The sequence below is a fragment of the Acidovorax temperans genome (genome assembly GCF_028596105.1).
Classification (GTDB): domain Bacteria; phylum Pseudomonadota; class Gammaproteobacteria; order Burkholderiales; family Burkholderiaceae_C; genus Acidovorax; species Acidovorax temperans.
Genome location: NZ_CP117193.1, coordinates 585,181 through 605,688 on the forward strand (window position 1 = coordinate 585,181; position 20,508 = coordinate 605,688).

Sequence of the window (20,508 nt, forward strand, 5' to 3'; positions counted from 1 at the left end):
TTAACTAACTGGCATTAAGCCGTCTGGCTCCCTTTTTTTGATGCTGAGTGTGGCCTCGTAATCAGGCCGCCTTGCGAAACGGCTCCGCAGGCCGCTGCAGCTTGCCGTGCGGCAGCGTGGCCAGGCGGGAGAACATGCGGCGCACGTAGCCGCTCACCCACAGGCATTTGTTGAGTTCATCCACGGGCAGCGGGCCGGACACCACCACGATGTCATTGGCTTCCTGCTGGGCACCCGCAGCGCGCAGGCGGCGGCGCGTGTTGTTGGCCCACGACTGGATGCGGGTGGGGCTGCCGTGCTGGTGCACTTTGCCGGTGTGCACATCAAAGGCAATCGCAACGGTGTCGGTTTTGAGCTTGAACCTGCGCTCACCCGTGACGGCGCTGGGCGCTTCACGCATGTCGTACAGGTAGTAGCTGCCTGCCTTGAGTTGGTATTGCATGTCCATGGGCTGTTTCCTCTTGTGTCGGCATTTTCGAGGGCATATGCACCAGGCAATCGGGGGTAAAACGGCCAAAAAGCCGCGCTTATCGGGCGCGTGGCACGCAGGTTTGCCGGCTGGGGTGCGCGGGCCATTGTGGCGGCGCACCGGCGGCATTTTGTGAAACTTGAGGGTAAGGTTGTAACAATTTGCGAGGCCTCTGACGCGCCTCAAGTTTCAGCGGGCCCGGTATTCCTGCGCTGGACCGGGCCCGGATGTGAAAACCTGTTCAGGTGCTCAGAAGTCCACCAGGCTGACGCCCAGGCTGAACACGGTGCGCTTGCGGTTGTAGTCGATCATGCTGTCGCCGTAGCCACTGAAAAGCGCCGTGTGCAGGCGCAGGTTGCTCTTGCCGCCCCACAGGCCGCTGCCCAGCGCCTGCATCCACTCCAGTCGCACAGAGCCGCGGTCGCTGCTGGCCAGCGAGCTGCGGAAGGTGGCGCCCAGGGTGTTGTCCTTGTTCACGTTCCAGCGCACGGCAAGTTCACCCCGGCCCACGTAGTCGCTGATGCCGGGGTTGTCGTCGCTGTCGGCGCTTTCAGACAGGCGCTTCCACAGTCGGCCGGTCACGGTCCAGCGGTTGTCCAGCTCCATGCCGGTCATCAGGTACACGCGGTTCCAGCTGCGCGACAGCGGGTTGCTTTGGCCGTTGGACTGGTGCACCAGGCCTACGCCGCTGTAGCGCCAGCGCCAGCCAAAGGGCAGCTGGGCGGTGGTGGGGTAGACGTACATGATTTCGGGCTCGTGGTCGGTGGACCGGAACGGGCGCGAGATCTGGGGCGTGAACAGCTGCCAGTACGACTGCTGCGAATAGCCAAACCACACCGAATCCTTGAGCGTGGGGTGCCCCTGGGTAAGCAGCCCCTGGGCCAGCTTGGTGCGCACCGACAGCTGAATGCGGTTCTCGGTGGTGCGGTAGGGCGTGCTTTGTGTGGCCGAGTGGCCAACGGCCGCCGACGTGGGCTGGCGGTTGACCGAGTCTGACGCCACCACCGACACGGTGATGGGGCGGTAGCCCCGGAAGCTGAAGGTGCCGCAGTCGCTGCCCGATTCCAGCTCCCAGAAGCGCGAGAGGTCGCTGTACTGCGGGTCGCGGCAGCCTTCGGTGCGAGCCACGTCAATGATGCGGGTGGCGGGCAGCGTGGTGTCTACGGGCTTGGCGGGGGCGTTGGGGTCTACCGCTGGCGCGGTGGCGCTGCCGGGGGCGGAGCCGCCTGCCACGGCTGAAGCGGCCGGCGCCTGCCAGGCCTGCTGACCGGCCCAGGCGTCAAAGCAGGCCAGGCGTGCCGCGTTGTCGCCCGACAAGGCGGCGCAGCGGCGCCAGGCGGCGTCCTGACTTCCTGCGGCTGGCGCGGCTGCCCCGCCAGACGTGGTTTGGGCCATGGCTGCTGCGGGGGCCAGCAGCAGTGCCAGGGCAGCGGGCCAGCCCATGCGCCGGGGCCGCGCGGGGCGGACGGCGCTCATTGCCAGCTGGCCTGCTTGCGCAGGACGAAGGGCTGGGGTGTGTCGGGAGAGGTGCTTTGAGTCCATGATCCGCGTATTTCCTTGCCGCAACTGCCATCCACCACCCGGCCTGTCCAGGTGGCGCTGATGTTGGTGCCGTTGATCGATTCTTCCAGAGTCAGGTCGCCGTCATCCACATCGCCGCTGACCTGTGCCGTGGTGCTAGCGCGCTGCACGGTGCCGCGCACGCTGTGGGCCAGCTCGGGGTGGGGCCCAGCTGCAGCGTGGCGTCGGTGGCTTGCAGCTCGGCGCGCCAGTGCCCTTGCAGGTGGAGGTGGCTCATGTCCACTGCGGCAGGGCAGGCTGCGCTGGATTTTGGGTCATTTTGGCTGCTGGCGCTTGTAGGATAAGCGCTGATAGCTATCAAAAACAAAGCGGGCAGCAGGGCTGCGGCAGGGCGGGGGAGATGGGTGCGCGAGCGTGCCATAAGGGTGTGTGCCGTGGTGGGCTGCGCCGTTCAGCGCTGCGGGGTGCTATCGGCCAAGGCTTTCTTGGCGGCAAATTCGGCGCGCAGGGCCTTGAGCTTTTCGCGCGGGTCTTCGCGGGCGGTGGTCTTGTCCAGGCCCATTTCGGCGATGAAGCGGCTGGGCTGGGCCGACACCATTTCGCGGCCCTTCTTGCGCTTCTTGGTCCAGCTCACGGCCAGGGTGCGCTGGGCGCGGGTGATGCCCACATACATCAGGCGGCGCTCTTCCTGCAAGCGCTGCAGCGTGTCGTCGCTCACCTTCTGCTGGCGGCCTTCGTCGTCGTCCAGCTTGAAGGGCAGCATGCCTTCGGTCACGCCCACCAGCACCACGTGGGGCCACTCCAGCCCTTTGCTGGCGTGCAGGGTCGACAGGGTCACCATGTCCTGTTCCTGCTCGCGCTCGCTGATGGTGGAGAGCAGCGCAATGGTCTGCGACACCTCCAGCAAGCTCTTGGTCTCCTTGGCCACCACGGCGCCGGCCGTGTCGTCGATCTGCCCGCCCGCGCGCTGGGCCATCCAGTCGCAGAACTCCATCACGTTGCTCCAGCGGGCGGCGGCCACCTTCTCGCTGTCTTCGTTGTCGTACAGGTGCTGCTCGTAGCCGATTTCCTTGAGCCATTCGTTCAGGAAGGTGCGAGCTTCTTCTGCCCCGTGCACGCGGCGGGCGCTGTACTCCAGGTAGTTGATGTAGCGGCCAAACTCATGCAGACCATCCATCGCGCGTTTCGGAATGGCGGCGGGCAGCATGCCGTTGAACAGCGCACCGAACATGCTCTGCTTGTGCTGCGTGGCAAACGCGCCCAGCGCTGCCAGTGTGGTGTGGCCGATGCCGCGCTTGGGTGTGGTGATGGCGCGCAAAAACGCCGGGTCGTCGTCGTTGTTGATCCACAGGCGAAACCAGGCGCACAGGTCCTTGATTTCCGCCCGGTCAAAAAAGCTGGTGCCGCCCGAGACCTTGTAGGGGATGTTGGCCTTGCGCAGCGCCTTTTCAAACGGCTTGGCCTGGTGGTTGGCGCGGTACAGGATGGCGAAGCTCTTCCAGTCCGGCGGCGGGTTGCTGGCCGCGCGCAGGCTCTGGATGCGGGCCACGGCGCGCTCGGCTTCGTGCTCCTCGTTGTCGGCATCGACCACGCGCACCGGTTCGCCTTCGCCCAGTTCGCTGAACAGGGTTTTGGGGAACAGCTTGGGGTTGGGCCCGATCACGTTGTTGGCCGCGCGCAGGATGGCGCTGGTGGAGCGGTAGTTCTGCTCCAGCTTGATGACCTTGAGGTGGGGGTAGTCCACCGGCAGTTTCTTGAGGTTGTCCAGCGTCGCGCCGCGCCAGCCGTAGATGGACTGGTCATCGTCGCCCACGGCCGTGAAGTGGCCGCGCTCGCCCACCAGCAGCTTGAGCAGCTCGTACTGCGTGGCGTTGGTGTCCTGGTATTCGTCCACCAGCACATGGCCCAGCGCGGCCTGCCACTTGGCGCGCACTTCGGGGAAGTCGCGCAAGAGGCGCAGCGGCATGCCGATCAGGTCGTCAAAGTCCACGCTCTGGTAGGCCGCCAGGCGCTCTTCATAGCGCGCCATCAGCGTGGCGATGATGCGTTCGTTGTCGTCCGCCGCCTGGGCCAGGGCTTGTTCGGAGGTCAGCCCCATGTTTTTCCACTTGCTGATCACCCACTGCCACTGGCGCGCCGTGGCCATGTCGGTGGTGCCGCCCGAGGCATCCTTCAGAATGCCCGTCACATCGTCGGCATCCAGGATGCTGAACTGGGGCTTGAGGCCCAGCACATGGCCGTCCTCGCGCACCATGCGCACGCCCAGCGCGTGGAAGGTGCAGATCAGCACATCTTTGGCCCGTTTGCCGATCAGGTGCCCGGCGCGCTCGCGCATTTCCGATGCCGCCTTGTTCGTGAAGGTGATGGCCGCAATGCGCTTGGGGTCCATGCCCTTTTCGATCATGTGGGCGATCTTCATGGTGATCACCCGCGTCTTGCCCGAGCCCGCGCCGGCCAGCACCAGGCAGGCGCCATCGGTGTAGTGAACAGCCTGAAGCTGGGCAAGATTGAGACCGGCAGACATGGGAATAGACGGGAGAAAAGGCGTGGGGGGAGGGCGGCACTGCAGCGTGCAGGGGGCGCGAATGATACCCCGCGGGCTGTGACAAGCCCCCACCTGCAGTGCCTTCAGGGGGAGTTGTCGGTATGGGTGCGGCGGGCTGGCCCGGCCGTGGGTGGCGGCGCGTCAACAACTGTCACCGGATGTTCCGGGAAATCCCTCTTGGGTTTCTGGTGTTGGCGCAAGACACTGCCAAGCGGCCCCCGGCATTCCAAGACTACAGAGAACCGCACCATGCACGCATCCCGCTTCCCTGCCCAGATCTCATCTTTGCCATCTTCTTCGGCTGGTTCCTCTCGCAGCCCCGGCCTGCGGCGCGCGGCGTTGGCCCTGGCTGTGGTGGCGCTGGCCACCCCCTGGCTGGCCCAGGCACAGAGCACCCAGGGGCCTGTGCCTGTGCGCGTGGGCGTGGTCGGGCCGTTCACCGGCCCATCGGCCGACTTTGGCGTTCCCATGCTCAACGGCATCAAGCTGGCGGTGGACGAGATCAACGCCGTGGGCGGCTACATGGGTCGGCCCATGGAACTGGTGGTGAAGGACGATATGGCCGACCCGGCCCGGGGGCGCCAAGCGGCGCAGGAGCTGCTGTCCGAAAAAGTCAGCGCCGTGCTGGGCTTTTGCAACACCGGCGTGGCCTTGAAGGCGCTGGACTTGTTCCAGCAGAGCAAAACGCCGCTGATCGTGCCCTGCGCCACCGGCACGGCCGTGACCAGCACCTACCCCGCGCCTGAAAGCTATATCTTCCGCGTGCAGGGCCGCGATGCGCTGCAGGCGCCGCTGATGGTGGATGAAATCATCAAGCGCGGCTGGGACAAGGTGGCCATTTTTGCGGACACCACCGGCTATGGCGAAGGCGGCTACAAGGACGTGGTGGACGCCCTGGCGGCCAAGAACCTCAAACCGGTACACGTGTCGCGCTTTCCGCTGGGGGTGAAGGACCTGAGCGCCGAGCTGGCCGCCGCGCGCAGCGCCGGTGCCAACGTCATTTACAGCTACACCGTGGGTCCCGAGAACGCCGTCATTGCCAACGGCAAGAAGGCCCTGGGCTGGAAGGTGACGCAGGTGGGCCCCTGGACGCTGTCGTTCCCCTTCTTCCTCGAAGGCGCCAAGGATGCCGCCGAGGGCGCGCTGACCGTGCAGACCTTCATTGCCGAGCCCAGCAACGAGCGCCGCGCGTCCTTCCTGTCGGGCTACACCCGCAAATACCAGCGCAAGCCGGCCGTGCCCATGGCGGCGGCCAACGCCTACGACGCCACCTACCTGCTGATGTATTCCTTTCTGGGCATCCGCGACGGCAACCTGACAGGCCCGGCCATAAAGGAATCGCTGGAAGGCAAAATGAAGCCGTACTACGGCGTGGTCACCACCTACGACCGCCCCTTCAGCGCCACCGACAAAGACGCCATCACCCGCAACATGCTCATCGTGGGCATGGTGAAAAACGGCGCCGTCACCTTCGCCTACCCTGAGGATGCCAAGCGCAACCTCATCGTGCAGCGCAAGCAGTAGGAGCGACTCAAAAAACGGTCAGCCACTGCCGCCCGCCCGCTCCGCGCATTCTCGGCGGGTGATGGCTGCCGCCTGACTTTGCGCTGACCAACCCGCTGCGCGCTATGCCTGGCCGCGGGGCGCAGCACCCACAATAGCGCCGTGCTTTCCGTCCTCACCATCACTTTTCCGTTCTTCGCGCTCGTGCTGTGCGGCTACCTGGCCGCGCGGCGCGGCGTGCTGCCCCAGCCGGCCATCCCGGGGCTCAATGCCTTCGTGCTGTACTTTGCGCTGCCCTGCATGTTGTACCGCTTTGGCGCCAGCACGCCCATTGGCAAGCTGCTGGACCCGGCCGTGGCGGGCGTGTATGTGCTGTGCGCCCTGGTCATGGTGGCAGGCACGGTGGCGCTCACGCGCAATGCCCGCATCGGTTGGAACGACGCTGCTTTCGGCGCCCTGGTCGCGGCTTTTCCCAACACCGGTTTCATGGGCGTGCCGCTGCTGGTGGCCTTGCTGGGGGCGCAAAGCGCCGGGCCTGCCATCTTCATCGTGCTGATCGATATGGTCTTCACCAGCTCGGTGTGCATTGCGCTGTCGCGGCTGGATGGTGCCGGTGCGCAGGGCGCGGGCGCGGCCGTGCGCAGCGCACTCAAGGGCATCGCCACGAATCCCATGCCCTGGTCGATTGCGCTGGGCGCGGTGGCCTCGGCTTTGCAGGTCCAGCTGCCGGGGCCGGTGGACAAGACCGTGGCCATGCTGGCCGACGCCGCATCGCCCGTGGCGCTGTTCACCATTGGTGCCGTGCTGGCCCGCTCGCAGATGAACCAGCACGAACAGGTGCTCGCGCGCGACTACGTGCCCGTGGCACTGGCCAAGTTGCTGGTGCACCCGCTGCTGGTGTGGTGTGTGGGCACAGCCGCCATCGCCCTGGGGGTGCCGCTGGCGCCGTTTGCCCTCACGGTGCTGGTGCTGCTGGCTGCGCTGCCCAGTGCCAGCAATGTGTCGCTGCTGGCCGAAAAATTCGGCGCGCACAACGGGCGCATCGCCCGCATCATTTTGGTGTCCACCGCCCTGGCGTTTGTGAGCTTCTCGGCTGCGGTGGCACTCCTGACCTGAGTTCCGGCACTGCGCAGTCGAACCGGGTATTTTTGAGCACCGGTAGTTGCGCTGCGTGCTTCACTTTTGATAGCTGCCAGCGCTTTATTCATGAGCGCTGGAGCCTCAAATCTTCTAAATCCAGTGGGCCCGCAGAGTGCTTGCGCCTTTCTTCGTCAGCGCAAGCTCCGGCAGGCCATTGGGGGCATCAGAACGCCGGAATGATGGCGCCCTTGTACTTGTCCTGAATGAACTTCTTCACTTCCGGTGTGCGCAAGGCTTTCACCAGCTTCAGGATGCTCGGGTCGTTGGCGCGATCTTTGCGCGCTGCGATGAAGTTGGCGTAGTGCGAGCTGCCGGACTCCAGGAACAGCGAGTCTTTGGTGGGGTTGAGCTTGGCTTCGATCGCATAGTTGGTGTTGATGAGGGCCAGGTCCACGTCGTCCAGCGCTCGCGGCAGCAAGGCGGCTTCCAGTTCGCGGAACTTGAGATTTTTGGGGTTCTTCACGATGTCTACCGGCGTTGCCGTGATGTTCTTCGGGTCTTTGAGTTCGATCAGCCCCTGCTTTTGCAGCAGCAACAGCGCACGCCCCGTGTTGGCGGGGTCGTTGGGAATGGCGATGGTGGCGCCGTCTTTGAGTTCGCTGGCTGCCTTGATCTTGCGCGAGTAGGCGCCGAAGGGCTCCACATGCACCGTGCCGTTTGCAACGCCCACGATGCTGCTCTTGCGATCCCGGTTGTAGCTGTCGAGGTAGGGCTGGTGCTGGAAGAAATTGGCATTCAGCTGTTTTTCTTCCACTGCGGCGTTGGGTTGGATGTAGTCGCTGAATTCGCGCACCTGCAAATCCACACCCTGTGCCTTGAGCTGGGGTTTCACAAAGTTCAGGATCTCGGCGTGTGGCACGGCAGACGCGGCGACCTTGAGCACCACATCGGCGGCCTGTGCGCCCAGGGCCAGGGTGGCCAGGGCAATCGCGGAGATTGTTTTCTTCAACATGAAAAATGACTTTCTAAGGCAGTAACAAAGGTTCAACACCACCGTGGATGCCTTGTGCACCCCGGCGCTGGTGGTGAATGGTGAAGTCTAGGTAGCGCAAAAAATCAGTCCAACACTTTGTTCTCATATTGATATTGGGAACACGTCTATCGGCGTTGCCTTGCCCTGCGAAACCTGCAGGCAGAGGGGTTCGCACGGTTGATGCGCAGGGCGCAGAAGAGTTGTTGGCTCCGTGCAGCACAGGCTGGCTCGCGCTTTGGCAGCGCTGAGCGCTGGACGCCATTCGTGGGTTATTCGCCAGCGGCCTGGCAACGTTGTGAAGCCAGTGCAATGATGGCCGCGCCGCCAGCCCGTGTGCTTTACCAGCCGCGCGGCAATGGGGGGAGGTGATGCGGCACACAACTTGCTGCGTCAGTGCAGGCCGCCCGTGGCCGTGGCCTTGTCGCTGTACGGGTGCGGCAATGGCTCAGATTCCGATCTGGCGGTGGACAACAACGCGCAAAGCTGTTCGGTCGTCTCGGGCACCGGCTCTGCGGTGGTGGTGGGTTCCGGCCTGCCGGGCGACCCTGCTGCGCCCGAAGCCGCTTCGGGCTACCGCCTGGGCTACAAGGCCAAGCAGTCCAGCAACTACATGGTGGTGGCCAACACCCCGCTGGCCACCAAGGCCGGGTGCGATGTGCTCAAGGCCGGTGGCACGGCGGTGGATGCCGCCGTGGCCGTGCAGGCCGTGCTGGGCCTGGTCGAGCCGCAGTCCAGCACCATCGCTGGCAGCGCCTTCATGATGTATTACGACGCCGCCAACAAGAAGGTGGTGGCCTATGACGGCCGCGAAACCGCACCCGCCGCCACCGGCTACTACCTGGCGCGGCAGGACCAAAGCAATGCCTCGTCTCCCGCCCCCGTGCCCAGCGCGCGGCGCAGCGGCCGCTCCATTGGTGTGCCGGGCGTGATGCGCATGCTGGACATGGCCCACAAGGAACACGGCAAGCTGGCCTGGGCGCCATTGTTTGACGAAGGCATTCGCCTGGCGTCATCGGGCTACAAGATCCCTGGCCGCATGGGCGACGCCATCCGCACCAACGCCGCCAACCTGCAGCTTGATGCCAACGCCGTGGCCGCCTACTTCAACGCCGACGGCACACCCAAGACCACAGGCACCGTGACCACCAACCTGCCTTACGCCCAGTCGCTGCGCACCCTGGCCACCGGCGGGGCCGATGCCATGTACTCCGGCCCTCTGGCGGAAGCCATCGTGGCCAAGGCCGCCCAATCGGTGGGCGACGATGCAGCCAAAACGCCTATCACCCCCAGCCTGATGACGGTCACCGACCTCAAGAACTACCAGGCCAAAAAGCGCGAGTCGGTGTGCACCACTTACCGCAGCAGCTACTACATCTGCACCATGTCGCCACCGTCTTCGGGCGGCATCGCCATCGCGCAATCGCTGGGCATTCTGGAGAACTTCGACCTGTCTCAATACGGCCCCACCAACCCCAGCAACGAGGGCGGCGTGCCCAGTGTGATGGGCGTGCATTTGGTGTCCGAAGCCCAGCGCCTGGCCTATGCCGACCGCGACAAGTACGTGGCCGACACCGACTTCATTCCGCTGCCCGGTAACGGCGTGTCGTCGATGATCGACAAGGCCTACCTCAAGCAACGCGCATCGCTCATCAACCCCAATGGCAATTCCATGGGCACGGCCACTGCGGGTAATTTGGGCAACGTGCCGTTAGGCGTGGACAAGACCGTGGAGAAGGGCACCACCCACTTCTCTATCGTCGATGCCTACGGCAACGTGGTGTCGATGACCTCCACCGTCGAATCCAGCATGGGCTCGTACCACATGGTGGGTGGCTTCCTGCTCACCAACCAGCTCACCGACTTCTCGGCACAGCCCGTTGACGCCGCAGGCGTGCCCGTGGCCAACCGCGTCGCTCCCGGCAAGCGGCCCCGCAGCACCATGGCCCCGACCCTGGTCTTCAAGGGCACCGGCCCTGGCGACTTTGTGATGGCCACCGGCTCGCCCGGCGGCGGCACCATCATCCAGTACGTGCTCAAGACCGTGGTGGGTGCGCTGGACTGGGGGCTCGATGCACAGCAGGCCACCTCGCTGGTGAACTTTGGCGCCACCAACAGCCCCACCACCAACGTGGACGGTGCCAATACCTCGCTGGATCTGACCGCCCTGATCGACGGCCTCAAGGCCAAGGGCCACACGGTGAACAACGGCGCGCAGTCCAGCGGCGTCTCCACCATCATGCGGGTCAACCGCAATGGCCAGACCAAGCTGGAAGGCGGCGTGGATCCTCGCCGTGAGGGGATTGTGCTGGGCGATGGTGCCCTCTGATGGCAGCACAGGGCCATCGTTGGCGCACTGGCGCTGACTGAAGGCAACCCTTGTGCTAAACGGCGCACTGTGCGAGCAGTGCGCCGTTTTCCTTTGGCATGTGCCGTGCCAGGCGCGGGCAAACGCTTGCGCAGTTGTGGCGCTGTCGCCGGAGGCTTGTGGTGCTCACTCAGCTGCTGGCACAGTGCGGCGCGCGCCGGTGTGGTTTGCATACGGCTTTGGCTGCATTTGCTATTGAATTTATAGCTGCTTGCGCTTATTAGGTGGGCGCAAGCGCGCTTTTTGAGGGTGTCTTGCGCAAGGCTGGCAGCCCTTACCAAGAAGCACCCGCATCGCCCCTCAAATCGTCAGCGGGTCCACATCCACCAGCCAGCGTATCAAGCCCTTGTGCTCGCGGCTTTGGCGTGTGGTTTGCAGGATGGGCTGCCACGCGGCCAGAAAGCGTTGCAGGGCCGCGCGACTGGGGCTTTCCATGAGCATTTGTGCGCGTTCCACATTGGCCACGCGCTGGATGGTGAGCGGCACGGGGGGAAACAGCGTCACGGCCTCCAGCCCCGGCAGTTCAGCCGCGTGGGCGGCGGCGGTGGCAGCCTGCAAAAAGCCCTGTGCGGCCTCTTGCGTGCGGGCATCGGCGCGCACCAAGGCTTGGTAGGCAAACGGGGGCATGGCTGCTTCTTCGCGTTCCTTCAGTTGCTGCGCGGCGAAGGCTTCGTAGTCATGCCTGCGCAGCGCTTCGTACACCGCGTGCTGGGGGTGAAAGGTTTGCACCCACATCTCGCACGGTGTGCCTTGGGCCGCCATGTAAGCGGCGTCGCGGCCGGCGCGGCCTGCGGCTTGCATCAGCAGCGCGAACAGCCGTTCCGGTGCGCGAAAGTCGCTGGAAAACAGCGCCCCATCGGGTTGCACCGCAGCCACGAGGGTGATGCGGCGGAAGTCGTGGCCCTTGGCGATCATTTGCGTGCCCACCAGCACGTCCACTTCGCCCGCGTGCACCTGGGCCAGTTGCGCTTCCAGCGCGCCTTTGGCCTTGGTGGTGTCGGCATCAATGCGGGCCACACGGGCGGCATTGCCATCGGGGCGCTGCACGTTGCGCAGCAGGGCGGCCAGTTGTTCTTCGAGCTGCTCGGTGCCCCGGCCCATGGCGTGGATGTCAGGGCTGCCGCAGGTGGGGCAGTGGTGGGGCACGCGCACGGTGAAGCCGCAGTGGTGGCAGCGCAGGGTGCGGTCCGTTTTGTGGAAGACCTGGTGCGCGCTGCAGTGCGGGCAGTCGCTCTTCCAGCCGCAGTCCACGCAGTGCAGCACGGGGGCGTAGCCGCGGCGGTTGAGCAGCACCATGCTTTGCTCGCCGCGCGCCACGCGCTCGGTAATGGCTTGCAGCAGCGGGGCGCTGAACACGGCGCGCCGGGGTTGCTGGTTCATGTCCACCCGGCGCACGCGGGCCAGCGCGCCCGCGCCAATGCGGCTCGGCATGTGCAGCCGCTGGTAGCGCCCGCCCTCAGGGTCTTCGGGTGTGGGGGGGCGACTGGCGTGCCAGCTTTCCAGCGACGGTGTGGCCGAGCCCAGCAGTACCTTGGCGCCTTGCTCACGCCCGCGCCAGATGGCCAGGTCGCGCGCCGAGTAGCGGGCCCCTTCCTGCTGCTTGTAGCTGGGGTCGTGCTCCTCATCGACCACGATGAGCTTCAAGCCTGGCAGGCTGGCAAACACTGCCATGCGTGTGCCCAGCACGATGCGCGCGGTGCCGCTGTGCGCGGCCAGCCAGCTTTTGAGGCGCTGCGGGTTGGTCATGCCGCTGTGCAGCGACACCACCGCGCCCGCGCCAAAGCGCGGCGCAAAGCGGCTGACGAAGCGCTCTTCCAGCTGGGGCGTGAGGTTGATCTCGGGCACCATCACCAGCGCTTGCGCGGAGGGGTTGGCTTCCAGCATCTCTTGCACGCAGCGCAGGTACACCTCGGTTTTGCCGCTGCCGGTGCTGCCAAACAGCAGAAAGGGGCCAGGGTTTGAAGCAATTTGGGCTCTGGCGCTTTCCTGCTCAGCGGTAAGTGCTATGTTTTCAATAGCGTTGCCAGAATCATCAGTGGCCAGGGCCGGGCGGCGCAGGCGCCGTGCGAGCTGCTCGGGCTTGAGATCCCGCAGCTGGGGCGGCAAGGCGGCCAGTGCCACCTCGCCCAGCGCCCGCTGGTAATAGCGCGCCGTGAAGGCCACCAGGCGGCGCCAGGGCAAATCCAGCGGCGCCACGCCTTCCAGCACCCCGCTGATGGCGCGCAGGGTGGCGCCATCGGGCAGCTCGCCGGTGGCGGCATCGCTGTCCCACACCACACCCAGCACCTCGCGGTTTCCCAGGGGAACGCGCACCAGCGTGCCGGGCGGCAGGGGCCGGTCGCTGGCATAGCTCAGCAAATCACCCACGCCGCTGTGTGACGGTGTGTGCAGGGCTACCGGGGCGATGAAAGGGGAAGAAGCACTCAAGGCTCAGGCGTGAAAGGCAACAGGGGCTGTGATTGTCGCTGCCCCGTCGTGGGGTAATCCCAAAATTCTGTGGATAACTTTGTTGAAAGCCTGTAGCGACCAGCGCCAAACCCGCGCCACTGCTGGCTTTTGACAGAATGCCTGGGAAATAGGCAGAGGGAAAAAATCCTTCTAAATCAAGCAGATGAAGGGATTTTTGGCATTTTTTCTGTGGTATGCCGTACGCCATCTCCGCGTCGTTGGTGCCGCTGCGGCACTGTGCATAAGTGGAACAGCCTGCGGCGTCAAGCCCCCGGCGTGGATGGCCGTCAGATTTGCTGCGGAGGTGAAACTTGCGCCACTGGTTGCAGATGTGACGCTAAGTTGTTGATTTTTCTGATGCTTTGCCTGTCATTCAGAAAATCTGTGGATAACTTTGTTGATATCGTCGGTATACCCGCTCCAAACCCTTGAAATGCTTGGGCTGGAGTACTTTGCCCGCTAAATCGGCACAGGGCAGGTGGCTATATGAATCAAACACTTAGCGCAGCGGCGGTGGCGCTGCAAAAGAATTTCAATCGACCTGAGGGCCAGACTTGAAATTTTGATGCCTGCACCGCCGCTGTGCACAACCAGCGTGGTTCAGCCGGCTTGGCGCTGCGAACGCGAGTAGCTGTGCACGGCCTCCACCAGGGCTGCCACATGCTCTGGCGGGGTGAACTGGCTGATGCCGTGGCCCAGGTTGAAGATGTGGGTGGGGCCGGTGGTGGTGCGGTCGGTATGCGGCTTGCCAAAGCTGTCCAGCACGGCGTGCACCTGGGTGACGATTTGTGCGGGTGGAGCGAACAGCACGTTGGGGTCGATGTTGCCTTGCAGGGCCTTGCCGGGGCCACCTGCCGTGCCACCCACGATGGCGCGGGCCTTGCCCAGGTTGGCCGTCCAGTCCAGGCCCAGCACTTCGCAGTCGATGTCTTTCATGTCGTCCAGCCAGATGCCGCCGCCCTTGGTGAAGACGATGCGCGGCACGTCCGTGCCGTCCACACCGGTGCGCTTGAGTTGGGCCAGCACCCGCTTGGTGTAGGCCAGGCTGAATTCCTGGAAGGCGCCATCGGCCAGCACGCCGCCCCAGCTGTCAAAAATCATCACGGCCTGGGCGCCCGCATCGATCTGGGCGTTGAGGTAGGCGGCCACGCTGTCGGCATTCACGGCCAGGATGCGGTGCATCAGGTCGGGACGGGCGTACATCAGGCTCTTGACGAGGCGGTAGTCGTCGCTGCCCTTGCCTTCGACCATGTAGCAGGCCAGCGTCCAGGGGCTGCCCGAGAAGCCGATGAGGGGCACACGGCCGTTGAGCGCCTTGCGGATGCTGGTCACGGCGTCGAACACGTAGCGCAGCTTGTCCATGTCGGGCACGGTCAGCTCGGCCACGGCGGCCTCGTCGCGCACCACCTTGGCAAAGCGTGGGCCTTCGCCCTCGGCAAACGACAGGCCCAGGCCCATGGCGTCGGGCACGGTGAGGATGTCGCTGAACAGGATGGCCGCGTCGAGCGGGAAGCGCTCCAGCGGCTGCAAAGTCACTTCGGTGGCGTAATCCACGTTGGTGGCCAGGCCCATGAAGCTGCCAGCCTGGGCGCGCGTGGCCTTGTATTCAGGCAGGTAGCGGCCCGCTTGGCGCATGAGCCACAGGGGGGTGTAGTCGGTAGCCTGGCGACGGCAGGCGCGCAGGAAGGTGTCGTTGGTGAGAGGGGCGTAGCTCATGGCCCCGATTGTCGCAGGCTGCGCGCCTGGCACCGCATGGCCGCGTTTGCGCCAGCGCAGAAGATGGAAAGGCCGAGGGGCCTGGCCCTACCGCTCGGCAATGTAGTGCGACATGGTTGTGGTTTGCCCAGGCGCCAGGAAGGCGCGTACCTCGGTCTCCAGCGTCTGGTCGGCCACCGTGGCGCGGGCGCGCTGGTGCAGGTAGTCGGCCCACGATTCGACGATGAAGCGCTCCACATACCGCGAGGGTTGCCCCAAGTCTTTGTAGACCCGCCAGAAGGTGGCGCCATCGCGCCGACGCGGCGCCTTCAGGCGGCTGATGGACTCCAGAAACGCGGCATCGGTGCCGGGCGTGATGCGGTAGCCAATTTCCACTGCCACGGGGCCCGCCTCGGGCAAGGGCTCGGCTTCAATGAACAGTTCGTCCCAGGGGGTGGCGGGGGTCACTTCGTGCAGCGCACCCATGCGCAGCGGCATGGGGCGTGCCAGCAGCAGGCCCACGCCCATGGCGGCAGCGGCAGCGCACAGGGTGGGCGCCAGCCCGGCCACGTCAGACGCCGCGCCCCAGAAGGCCGAGCCCAGCGCAAAAGCCCCCAGGGCTGCCACCATGTGCAGCGCCACCGCACGCGAACGCACCCAGGGCGGGGCGCTGGCTTGTGTGGCCGTATTGAAGGTGGACATCGCCGACATCCACGCCGCGCCGCCCAGCAGCATGGCCAGGTACACCAGGGGAGCTATTTTGGTCAGTGCCGCCACCACCATGGCCCCCGCAAAGACGAGGCCGCTGACCAACACGATGGTGTCCAGGCTGAAGCGGGCCCGCACCTTGCCCAGCACCAGCCCGGCGGTCACGGCCCCGGTGCCCAGGCAGCCCATGAGCAGGCCGAACCCCTGTGCGCCCGTGCCCAGCTGGCGCTGGGCAATCACCGGCAGCAGCGCCCACAGGGCCGAGCCCGCGGCGCCAAAAGCCATCACCCGCACCAGTTGCGCAAGGATCAGGTCGGAATGCCAGGCAAACCGCAAACCGCTGAGCATGCCGCCCCACAAGCGCTCGGCCGGCAGGCGGGACGGTGGATGGGCCTTGGGAGGCCAGCGGCGAATGGACTCCCACATCACCAGGGTGGACAAGACCGAGATGGCAAACACCCACCCCGCCCCCCAATGCGCAAACACCAGCCCGGCCAGCGTGGGCCCCACGGCGCGCGCCGCGTTGTAGGCAATGCTCACGGCCGTGATGGCCTGCGGCCACTCATCGCGCGGCACCGGGTCGATCACCGAGGAATTCCACGCGGGCGTCAGCATGGCCGTGCAGCATCCGCCCACAAACACCAGCAGCAGCACCGTGGCGGGGCCGCCCCAACCCAGCAGCACCAGCAGCGTCAGCAGGGCAAAAGCGGCGGTTTGGGCGATCAGTGCCCCGGAGATGAGGCGTCGGCGGTCGTTGGTGTCGGCCAATACGCCGGCGGGCAGGGCCAGCAAAAACATGGGCAGAAACACGGCCGTCTGCACCAGCGCTGCCAGGAAGGAAGAACCGGTCAGCTCCACCATCAGCCAGGCCGCTGCCATGGCCTGCATGCCATTGCCCACAAAGAACACCCCCCCGCACAGCCAAAGCCCCCGGAAAGCAGGTTGGCGCAGGGGGCTCCACAAGGAGGTAGAAGAAGACATGGCAGCAAAGTGGGGCAGGAAACCGCTGGGGCAGCAGCGGCGGCAGATAGGGTGGTGGAGGGCGTGCCCACCGAGCGTGACAGCATATCGCCGTGCGACCAAGCTTGCACGAACCCTGCGTGCTTAGAGCGGCTAACAAAACTCTTCTGGCGTCGTTGCCGCGTCTTGTCGTACTACGCGTACTGCCTGCGACGCGGCGCCTAGCCAGAACCGCTTCGCTGAGTTTTGTTAGCCGCTCTTAGCGTGACGGCACGAGGCTTCACACCCTGCAGTGGAAAAAGCGATTCAGAGTTTCTGTGGATAACTTTGTTGAAAGCCTGTCGGTACCCGCGCCAAACCCGCATGCCACAAGGCTTTGAACACATTGCCCACCAATTCAGCAATTCAAAAAAACGTTATGAATCAATCATCTGAGGCGGAAATGGTGCTTTTTTTGTGCTAGGCAGGGGTGCTATTTGATTGATGCCCTGCATACAAAAATGTGTGCATAAGTCAAGGGTCGAGCGACGGATGGGGTGCTGGATTTGTGCCGTCTTTTTCAAATAAATATGCACAAAGCGACGCAAGTGGTTGATTCATCGGGGGTTTTGGGGAAAGTCCAGAATTTCTGTGGATAACTTTGTTGATATCACCCCTGCGTACGCTCCAAACCCGCGTAGATACGCGCTTTCATTGGTTTGCCTAGCAAAAAGGCATTTCCAAACATCGTAAGTAAATCAATGACTTACAGAGTTATTGTGAAATGTGCAGGCCCGCGCCACCACTTTTTCAGGAGCGGAGCGTCACCCTGGCTGAATGTGCGTAACCTGGGGGGGTGAGATGGCGTTCGGGTAGCCCCACGCGGGGCCTTTGAACGGATTCTCTCGGCAGGTTCTTACACCTGCGGCTTTTCAAGCAGCCGCAGCAGCAGCGGGTGCATGACCTTGCGGGCGCTGTAGATCAGGTGAAAGTGCTCCTCGATCTCGGGGGTGGTGCCCACATGCTCCAGCCCGTGCGTCTCCCGCAGGTGCTCGCCCAGAAACACGGGCGCGGGCATCACGCCCATGCCTGTGGCCGCAAAGGTGCTCAGCAAGGCGCTGTCCTCGAACTCGCCTGCAATGCGGGGACGAATGCGCTCCCGTTCAAACCAGTGGTCAATCCGCGCACGCATGGCCGCATGGTCGGTGGGCAGCAGAACAGGCACCACGGCCAGGCTTTTGGGGAAGGCCTGCCGCGCCGCGTCTGCCCACAAGGGGGGCGCATACCAGGCCACTGCGCTGGTGCTGAGCAACTGACTGGTGGTTTTGAGGGCGGGGTTGGGCGGCGCCGGGCGGTCTGCCAGCACGGCGTCGAGCTTGTGCATGGCCAGCTCACCCAGCAGGGGCTGGAACTCGCCCTCGTGGCACAGCAGCCGCAGGTGGGGCTCGTCCAGCACGGTGGTCAGCAACCGGTGCACGGCCAGTTTCGCAATGCCGTCAGAGATGCCCAGGTTCAGCCGCAGGGTGGGGCCGGCGGCGGCTTCGCGCACCCGGTGCGGCAATTGCTCGCCCAGCGCAAAGATCTGATCGGCCTCGTGCATGGCCGCCACGCCGGCATCGGTCAGCACCAGGTTGCGGCCCTCGCTGCGCAGCAGGCTCACGCCCAGGGCTTTTTCCAGTTCGCGCACCTGAGCGCTGATGGTTTGCACCGCCATGTCCAGCCGCTCTGCCGCCCGGGCAATGCCGCCCTCTTTGGCCACCACCCAGAAGTAATACAGGTGGCGGTAATTGAAGCTTTGGCTCATGGCACACTCCGTGGGTTCGTGCAAAGCAGGGGGTCTGGTGTCATTTGGTTCGTAAAAACCGAACCAATAGTACCAAGATGACAGGTTTTTAGGAATGCCGAGTGTCCCTACAGTCCGGTGCTCCATCGCGCTGGCTGCGCGATGTGCCGAAACACCTTTGGAGAAGAAACATGGAAACAATAGGAACGTGGTGGATGTGGGCGGGATTCGCCGTGTTTGTGGTGGTGGCCATTGCCATCGACCTGCTGGTCATGGAGCGCCAGGGGGCGCACAAGGTAACCATGGGCGAGGCGCTGCGCTGGAGCATTCTGTGGTTCTCGCTCGCGTTTGTCTTTGTTGCCATCCTCTGGTGGTATCTCGATGGCACGCAGGGGCGCACCGTCGCCAACACCGTGTCGATGCAGTTCATCACCGGTTACCTGGTGGAGAAGAGCCTTTCGGTGGACAACATCTTCGTCTTCCTGATGCTGTTCAGCTACTTTGCCGTGCCACCCCAGTACCAAAAGCGCGCCCTCATCATCGGCATCATCGGTGCCATCGTGCTGCGCACGCTGCTCATTCTGGTGGGTGCATGGCTGCTGGCCACGTTCCACTGGCTGCTGTATGTGTTCGGTGCCTTCCTGGTCATCACGGGCGTGAAGATGTGGTTTGCAGCGGGCCAGGAGCCTGACATCACCACCAATCCGGTGCTCAAGCTGTTGAAGAAGCGCATTCGCATCACCAACCACTTTGACGGTGAGAAGCTCAGCACCATGGTCGATGGCGTCAAGCACTACACCCCGCTGTTTGCGGTGCTGGTGCTGATTGGCACCACCGACGTGATCTTTGCGGTGGACAGCATTCCTGCCATCTTCGCGATCACCAGCGACCCGTTCATCGTGCTCACGGCCAACATCTTCGCGATCCTGGGTCTGCGTGCGCTGTACTTCCTGCTGGCAGACCTGGCCAACCGCTTCCACCTGCTGGCGTATGGCCTGGCCCTGGTGCTGGTGTTCATCGGCGCCAAGATGCTGATGATTGACTTCTACAAGATCCCGATCGGCTACGCGCTGCTGGTGACTGCCTCTCTGATCGCAGGCTCCATCATCCTGTCGCTGCGCAGCTCGGGCGAAAGCGCCCACGGCAAGCCTGCTGCCTTGCCCCACAAAGACTGAGAGGCGCGCACCGTGGACCTGCTCGAATCAGTCATGTTGTGCATGCTGGTGGCCCTGCTGATCGCTACCGTGACGGCCCGCAGTGCGGGCAGCGAATTGCGTGACGTGGGTCTGCTGGCAGCCCTGACCACCGTGTGGGGCGCTGGCACCGCCGCAGCGGTGCTGATGGGTTGAGGGGCCGGGCGCATGATGCAGACCTTGTGTACCTTGCGTCGCTGGCTTCGGGGGCTGGAGCCCCAGGTGCGTACCCGGCTGGAACGCAGCGCGCTGGCCCGCTTTCAGCCCTGGCTAGAGCGGCGCGCGCTGTTTCGCTTCCAGCGCCAGCCCCTGGCACGGGGCGTGGCGGCGGGCATGTTCTGTGGGCTCATCCCGGGGCCATTGCAGATTCCAGGCACCTTGCTGGTGTGTGCCTGGCTGCGCGGCAACATCGTGGCCGGGGGGGTGGCCACGTTCTACACCAATCCCCTCACTACCGTGCCGCTGTATGCGCTGGCCTTCTACCTGGGGGCACTGGTCATGCCGGGTGAGCAGACCTTGCCTGCTTGGAGTTCGGTGGCCCCTGCGGGGGAATTGTCGGTCCAGGCGCTGGCCACCTGGGTGCAGGCCCTGGGCACGCCGCTGCTGGTGGGCTTGCCCGCCTTGGCAGCCCTGATGGCGGTGCTGGGCTACGTTGCCGTGCAGCTGATGTGGTTAACCCCCGCCTTGCAGCGCAAGCGCCGCTGGGCGCGAGGGCGGTGAAGTGACCGGGGGCTTGTGATCAAGCCCCCGTTTCATTGAGGGACGCCTGCTGCCAACAGCCCAGCGCTGCGCAGGCGCTGGTGCTCCACCAGGGTGCAGCGGTCTTGCACCACCTTCAGCCCCGCCGCCTGGGCCTTGGCCAGGGCTTCGTCATGGCACACACCGATCTGCAGCCACAAGGCCCTGGCGCCGATGGCAATCGCTTCGTCGGCAATGGGCGGCACGGCAGCGCTGTCGCGAAACACATCCACCAGGTCAATGCGGTGGTGCTTTGCGGCCTCGGTCAATGAGGGCCAGCTGCGCTCGCCCAGAACCTCGGTGGCCGAAGGGTTGATGGGCACGATGCGGTACCCCTGCTCCTGCAGGTACTGCGCCACATGGTGGCTGTCGCGCTCGGGCTTGGGAGAGAGGCCGACGATGGCAATCGTCTTGGCGCTTTGCAGGATGGACAGGTAGGGTTGGAGGTCGTCTGTCTGCATGGTGGTTGCCTCGGTCAGGCGGGTGTG

The 20,508-nt window shown here is 64.6% G+C and carries 16 protein-coding genes; 6 read left to right on the forward strand and 10 right to left on the reverse strand.

From position 1 onward, the window contains the following. Window positions 1-61: 61 nt before the first annotated feature. The 4 genes from PQV96_RS02745 to PQV96_RS02760 form a co-directional block, all read right to left on the reverse strand. The gene (locus PQV96_RS02745) at window positions 62-448 is read right to left on the reverse strand and encodes a hypothetical protein (RefSeq protein ID WP_044397796.1); all 387 of its coding nucleotides are present in this window, start codon (window positions 446-448) and stop codon (window positions 62-64) included. Window positions 449-718: 270 nt separating this feature from the next. Further along, window positions 719-1,945: a phospholipase A gene (locus PQV96_RS02750; RefSeq protein ID WP_420482180.1), complete on the reverse strand. Its 1,227-nt coding sequence runs from the start codon at window positions 1,943-1,945 to the stop codon at window positions 719-721. After that, a complete protein-coding gene (locus tag PQV96_RS02755; RefSeq protein WP_242638045.1) occupies window positions 1,942-2,172 on the reverse strand; it encodes a hypothetical protein in 231 nt (76 codons plus the stop codon). Before PQV96_RS02755 ends, PQV96_RS02750 begins: the two co-directional genes overlap by 4 nt. A gap of 269 nt (window positions 2,173-2,441) precedes the next feature. After that, window positions 2,442-4,514, reverse strand: coding sequence for an ATP-dependent helicase (locus tag PQV96_RS02760; RefSeq protein ID WP_273624482.1), 2,073 nt, complete (start codon window positions 4,512-4,514; stop codon window positions 2,442-2,444). Window positions 4,515-4,784: 270 nt separating this feature from the next. On the opposite strand from PQV96_RS02760, the gene PQV96_RS02765 reads away from it, so the two are divergent. Then, on the forward strand, window positions 4,785-6,059 hold the full coding sequence (locus PQV96_RS02765) for an ABC transporter substrate-binding protein (RefSeq protein ID WP_207373401.1): 1,275 nt from the start codon (window positions 4,785-4,787) through the stop codon (window positions 6,057-6,059). 141 nt (window positions 6,060-6,200) lie between these two features. After that, on the forward strand, window positions 6,201-7,154 hold the full coding sequence (locus tag PQV96_RS02770; RefSeq protein WP_273624484.1) for an AEC family transporter: 954 nt from the start codon (window positions 6,201-6,203) through the stop codon (window positions 7,152-7,154). A 187-nt stretch (window positions 7,155-7,341) separates the two neighbouring features. Here the strand turns inward: PQV96_RS02770 and PQV96_RS02775 are convergent, their stop codons facing one another. Then, entirely contained in the window at window positions 7,342-8,130 is a 789-nt protein-coding gene (locus tag PQV96_RS02775; protein WP_273624487.1) for a MetQ/NlpA family ABC transporter substrate-binding protein, read from the reverse strand. Window positions 8,131-8,506: 376 nt separating this feature from the next. Between PQV96_RS02775 and PQV96_RS02780 the strand changes: the two genes are divergently transcribed. Further along, on the forward strand, window positions 8,507-10,477 hold the full coding sequence (locus tag PQV96_RS02780) for a gamma-glutamyltransferase family protein (RefSeq protein WP_207373402.1): 1,971 nt from the start codon (window positions 8,507-8,509) through the stop codon (window positions 10,475-10,477). A 339-nt stretch (window positions 10,478-10,816) separates the two neighbouring features. On the opposite strand, the gene priA is transcribed toward PQV96_RS02780, so the two are convergent. The 4 genes from priA to PQV96_RS02800 all read right to left on the reverse strand — a co-directional run bounded on the left by priA (window position 10,817) and on the right by PQV96_RS02800 (window position 18,110). Next, window positions 10,817-12,943 carry a replication restart helicase PriA gene (priA, locus tag PQV96_RS02785; RefSeq protein WP_273624488.1) on the reverse strand — a complete coding sequence of 709 codons (2,127 nt, stop codon included), beginning with the start codon at window positions 12,941-12,943 and terminating at the stop codon, window positions 10,817-10,819. Between the two features lie 621 nt (window positions 12,944-13,564). Next, on the reverse strand, window positions 13,565-14,680 hold the full coding sequence (hemE, locus tag PQV96_RS02790) for a uroporphyrinogen decarboxylase (RefSeq protein ID WP_273624489.1): 1,116 nt from the start codon (window positions 14,678-14,680) through the stop codon (window positions 13,565-13,567). A gap of 87 nt (window positions 14,681-14,767) precedes the next feature. After that, complete coding sequence (locus tag PQV96_RS02795) at window positions 14,768-16,348, reverse strand: MFS transporter (RefSeq protein WP_273624490.1); 1,581 nt, start codon at window positions 16,346-16,348, stop codon at window positions 14,768-14,770. An 874-nt stretch (window positions 16,349-17,222) separates the two neighbouring features. Then, window positions 17,223-18,110 (reverse strand): LysR family transcriptional regulator, encoded by an 888-nt coding sequence (locus PQV96_RS02800; protein ID WP_273624491.1) that lies wholly within the window; start codon window positions 18,108-18,110, stop codon window positions 17,223-17,225. A 170-nt stretch (window positions 18,111-18,280) separates the two neighbouring features. Here PQV96_RS02800 and PQV96_RS02805 point away from each other — a divergent pair, with 170 nt between their 5' ends. Genes PQV96_RS02805 through PQV96_RS02815 form a run of 3 tightly spaced genes read left to right on the forward strand, consistent with a single transcriptional unit; the run spans window position 18,281 to window position 20,002 of the window. Next, complete coding sequence (locus PQV96_RS02805; RefSeq protein WP_044397771.1) at window positions 18,281-19,264, forward strand: TerC family protein; 984 nt, start codon at window positions 18,281-18,283, stop codon at window positions 19,262-19,264. Window positions 19,265-19,276: 12 nt separating this feature from the next. After that, window positions 19,277-19,438: a hypothetical protein gene (locus PQV96_RS02810; RefSeq protein ID WP_167336956.1), complete on the forward strand. Its 162-nt coding sequence runs from the start codon at window positions 19,277-19,279 to the stop codon at window positions 19,436-19,438. 12 nt (window positions 19,439-19,450) lie between these two features. Further along, window positions 19,451-20,002, forward strand: coding sequence for a DUF2062 domain-containing protein (locus PQV96_RS02815; protein ID WP_207373406.1), 552 nt, complete (start codon window positions 19,451-19,453; stop codon window positions 20,000-20,002). Between the two features lie 32 nt (window positions 20,003-20,034). Here PQV96_RS02815 and PQV96_RS02820 read toward each other — a convergent pair whose 3' ends face one another. After that, window positions 20,035-20,481: a CoA-binding protein gene (locus tag PQV96_RS02820; RefSeq protein WP_273624492.1), complete on the reverse strand. Its 447-nt coding sequence runs from the start codon at window positions 20,479-20,481 to the stop codon at window positions 20,035-20,037. Window positions 20,482-20,508: the final 27 nt, after the last annotated feature.

Bases quoted from the DNA above. Each gene is read 5' to 3' on its own strand.
- PQV96_RS02745 (WP_044397796.1), bottom strand. From the start codon at position 448: ATGGACATGCAATACCAACTCAAGGCAGGCAGCTACTACCTGTACGAC.
- PQV96_RS02750 (WP_420482180.1), bottom strand. From the start codon at position 1,945: ATGAGCGCCGTCCGCCCCGCGCGGCCCCGGCGCATGGGCTGGCCCGCT.
- PQV96_RS02760 (WP_273624482.1), bottom strand. From the start codon at position 4,514: ATGTCTGCCGGTCTCAATCTTGCCCAGCTTCAGGCTGTTCACTACACC.
- PQV96_RS02765 (WP_207373401.1), top strand. From the start codon at position 4,785: ATGCACGCATCCCGCTTCCCTGCCCAGATCTCATCTTTGCCATCTTCT.
- PQV96_RS02775 (WP_273624487.1), bottom strand. From the start codon at position 8,130: ATGTTGAAGAAAACAATCTCCGCGATTGCCCTGGCCACCCTGGCCCTG.
- PQV96_RS02780 (WP_207373402.1), top strand. From the start codon at position 8,507: ATGGGGGGAGGTGATGCGGCACACAACTTGCTGCGTCAGTGCAGGCCG.
- hemE (WP_273624489.1), bottom strand. From the start codon at position 14,680: ATGAGCTACGCCCCTCTCACCAACGACACCTTCCTGCGCGCCTGCCGT.
- PQV96_RS02795 (WP_273624490.1), bottom strand. From the start codon at position 16,348: ATGTCTTCTTCTACCTCCTTGTGGAGCCCCCTGCGCCAACCTGCTTTC.
- PQV96_RS02800 (WP_273624491.1), bottom strand. From the start codon at position 18,110: ATGAGCCAAAGCTTCAATTACCGCCACCTGTATTACTTCTGGGTGGTG.
- PQV96_RS02805 (WP_044397771.1), top strand. From the start codon at position 18,281: ATGGAAACAATAGGAACGTGGTGGATGTGGGCGGGATTCGCCGTGTTT.
- PQV96_RS02815 (WP_207373406.1), top strand. From the start codon at position 19,451: ATGATGCAGACCTTGTGTACCTTGCGTCGCTGGCTTCGGGGGCTGGAG.
- PQV96_RS02820 (WP_273624492.1), bottom strand. From the start codon at position 20,481: ATGCAGACAGACGACCTCCAACCCTACCTGTCCATCCTGCAAAGCGCC.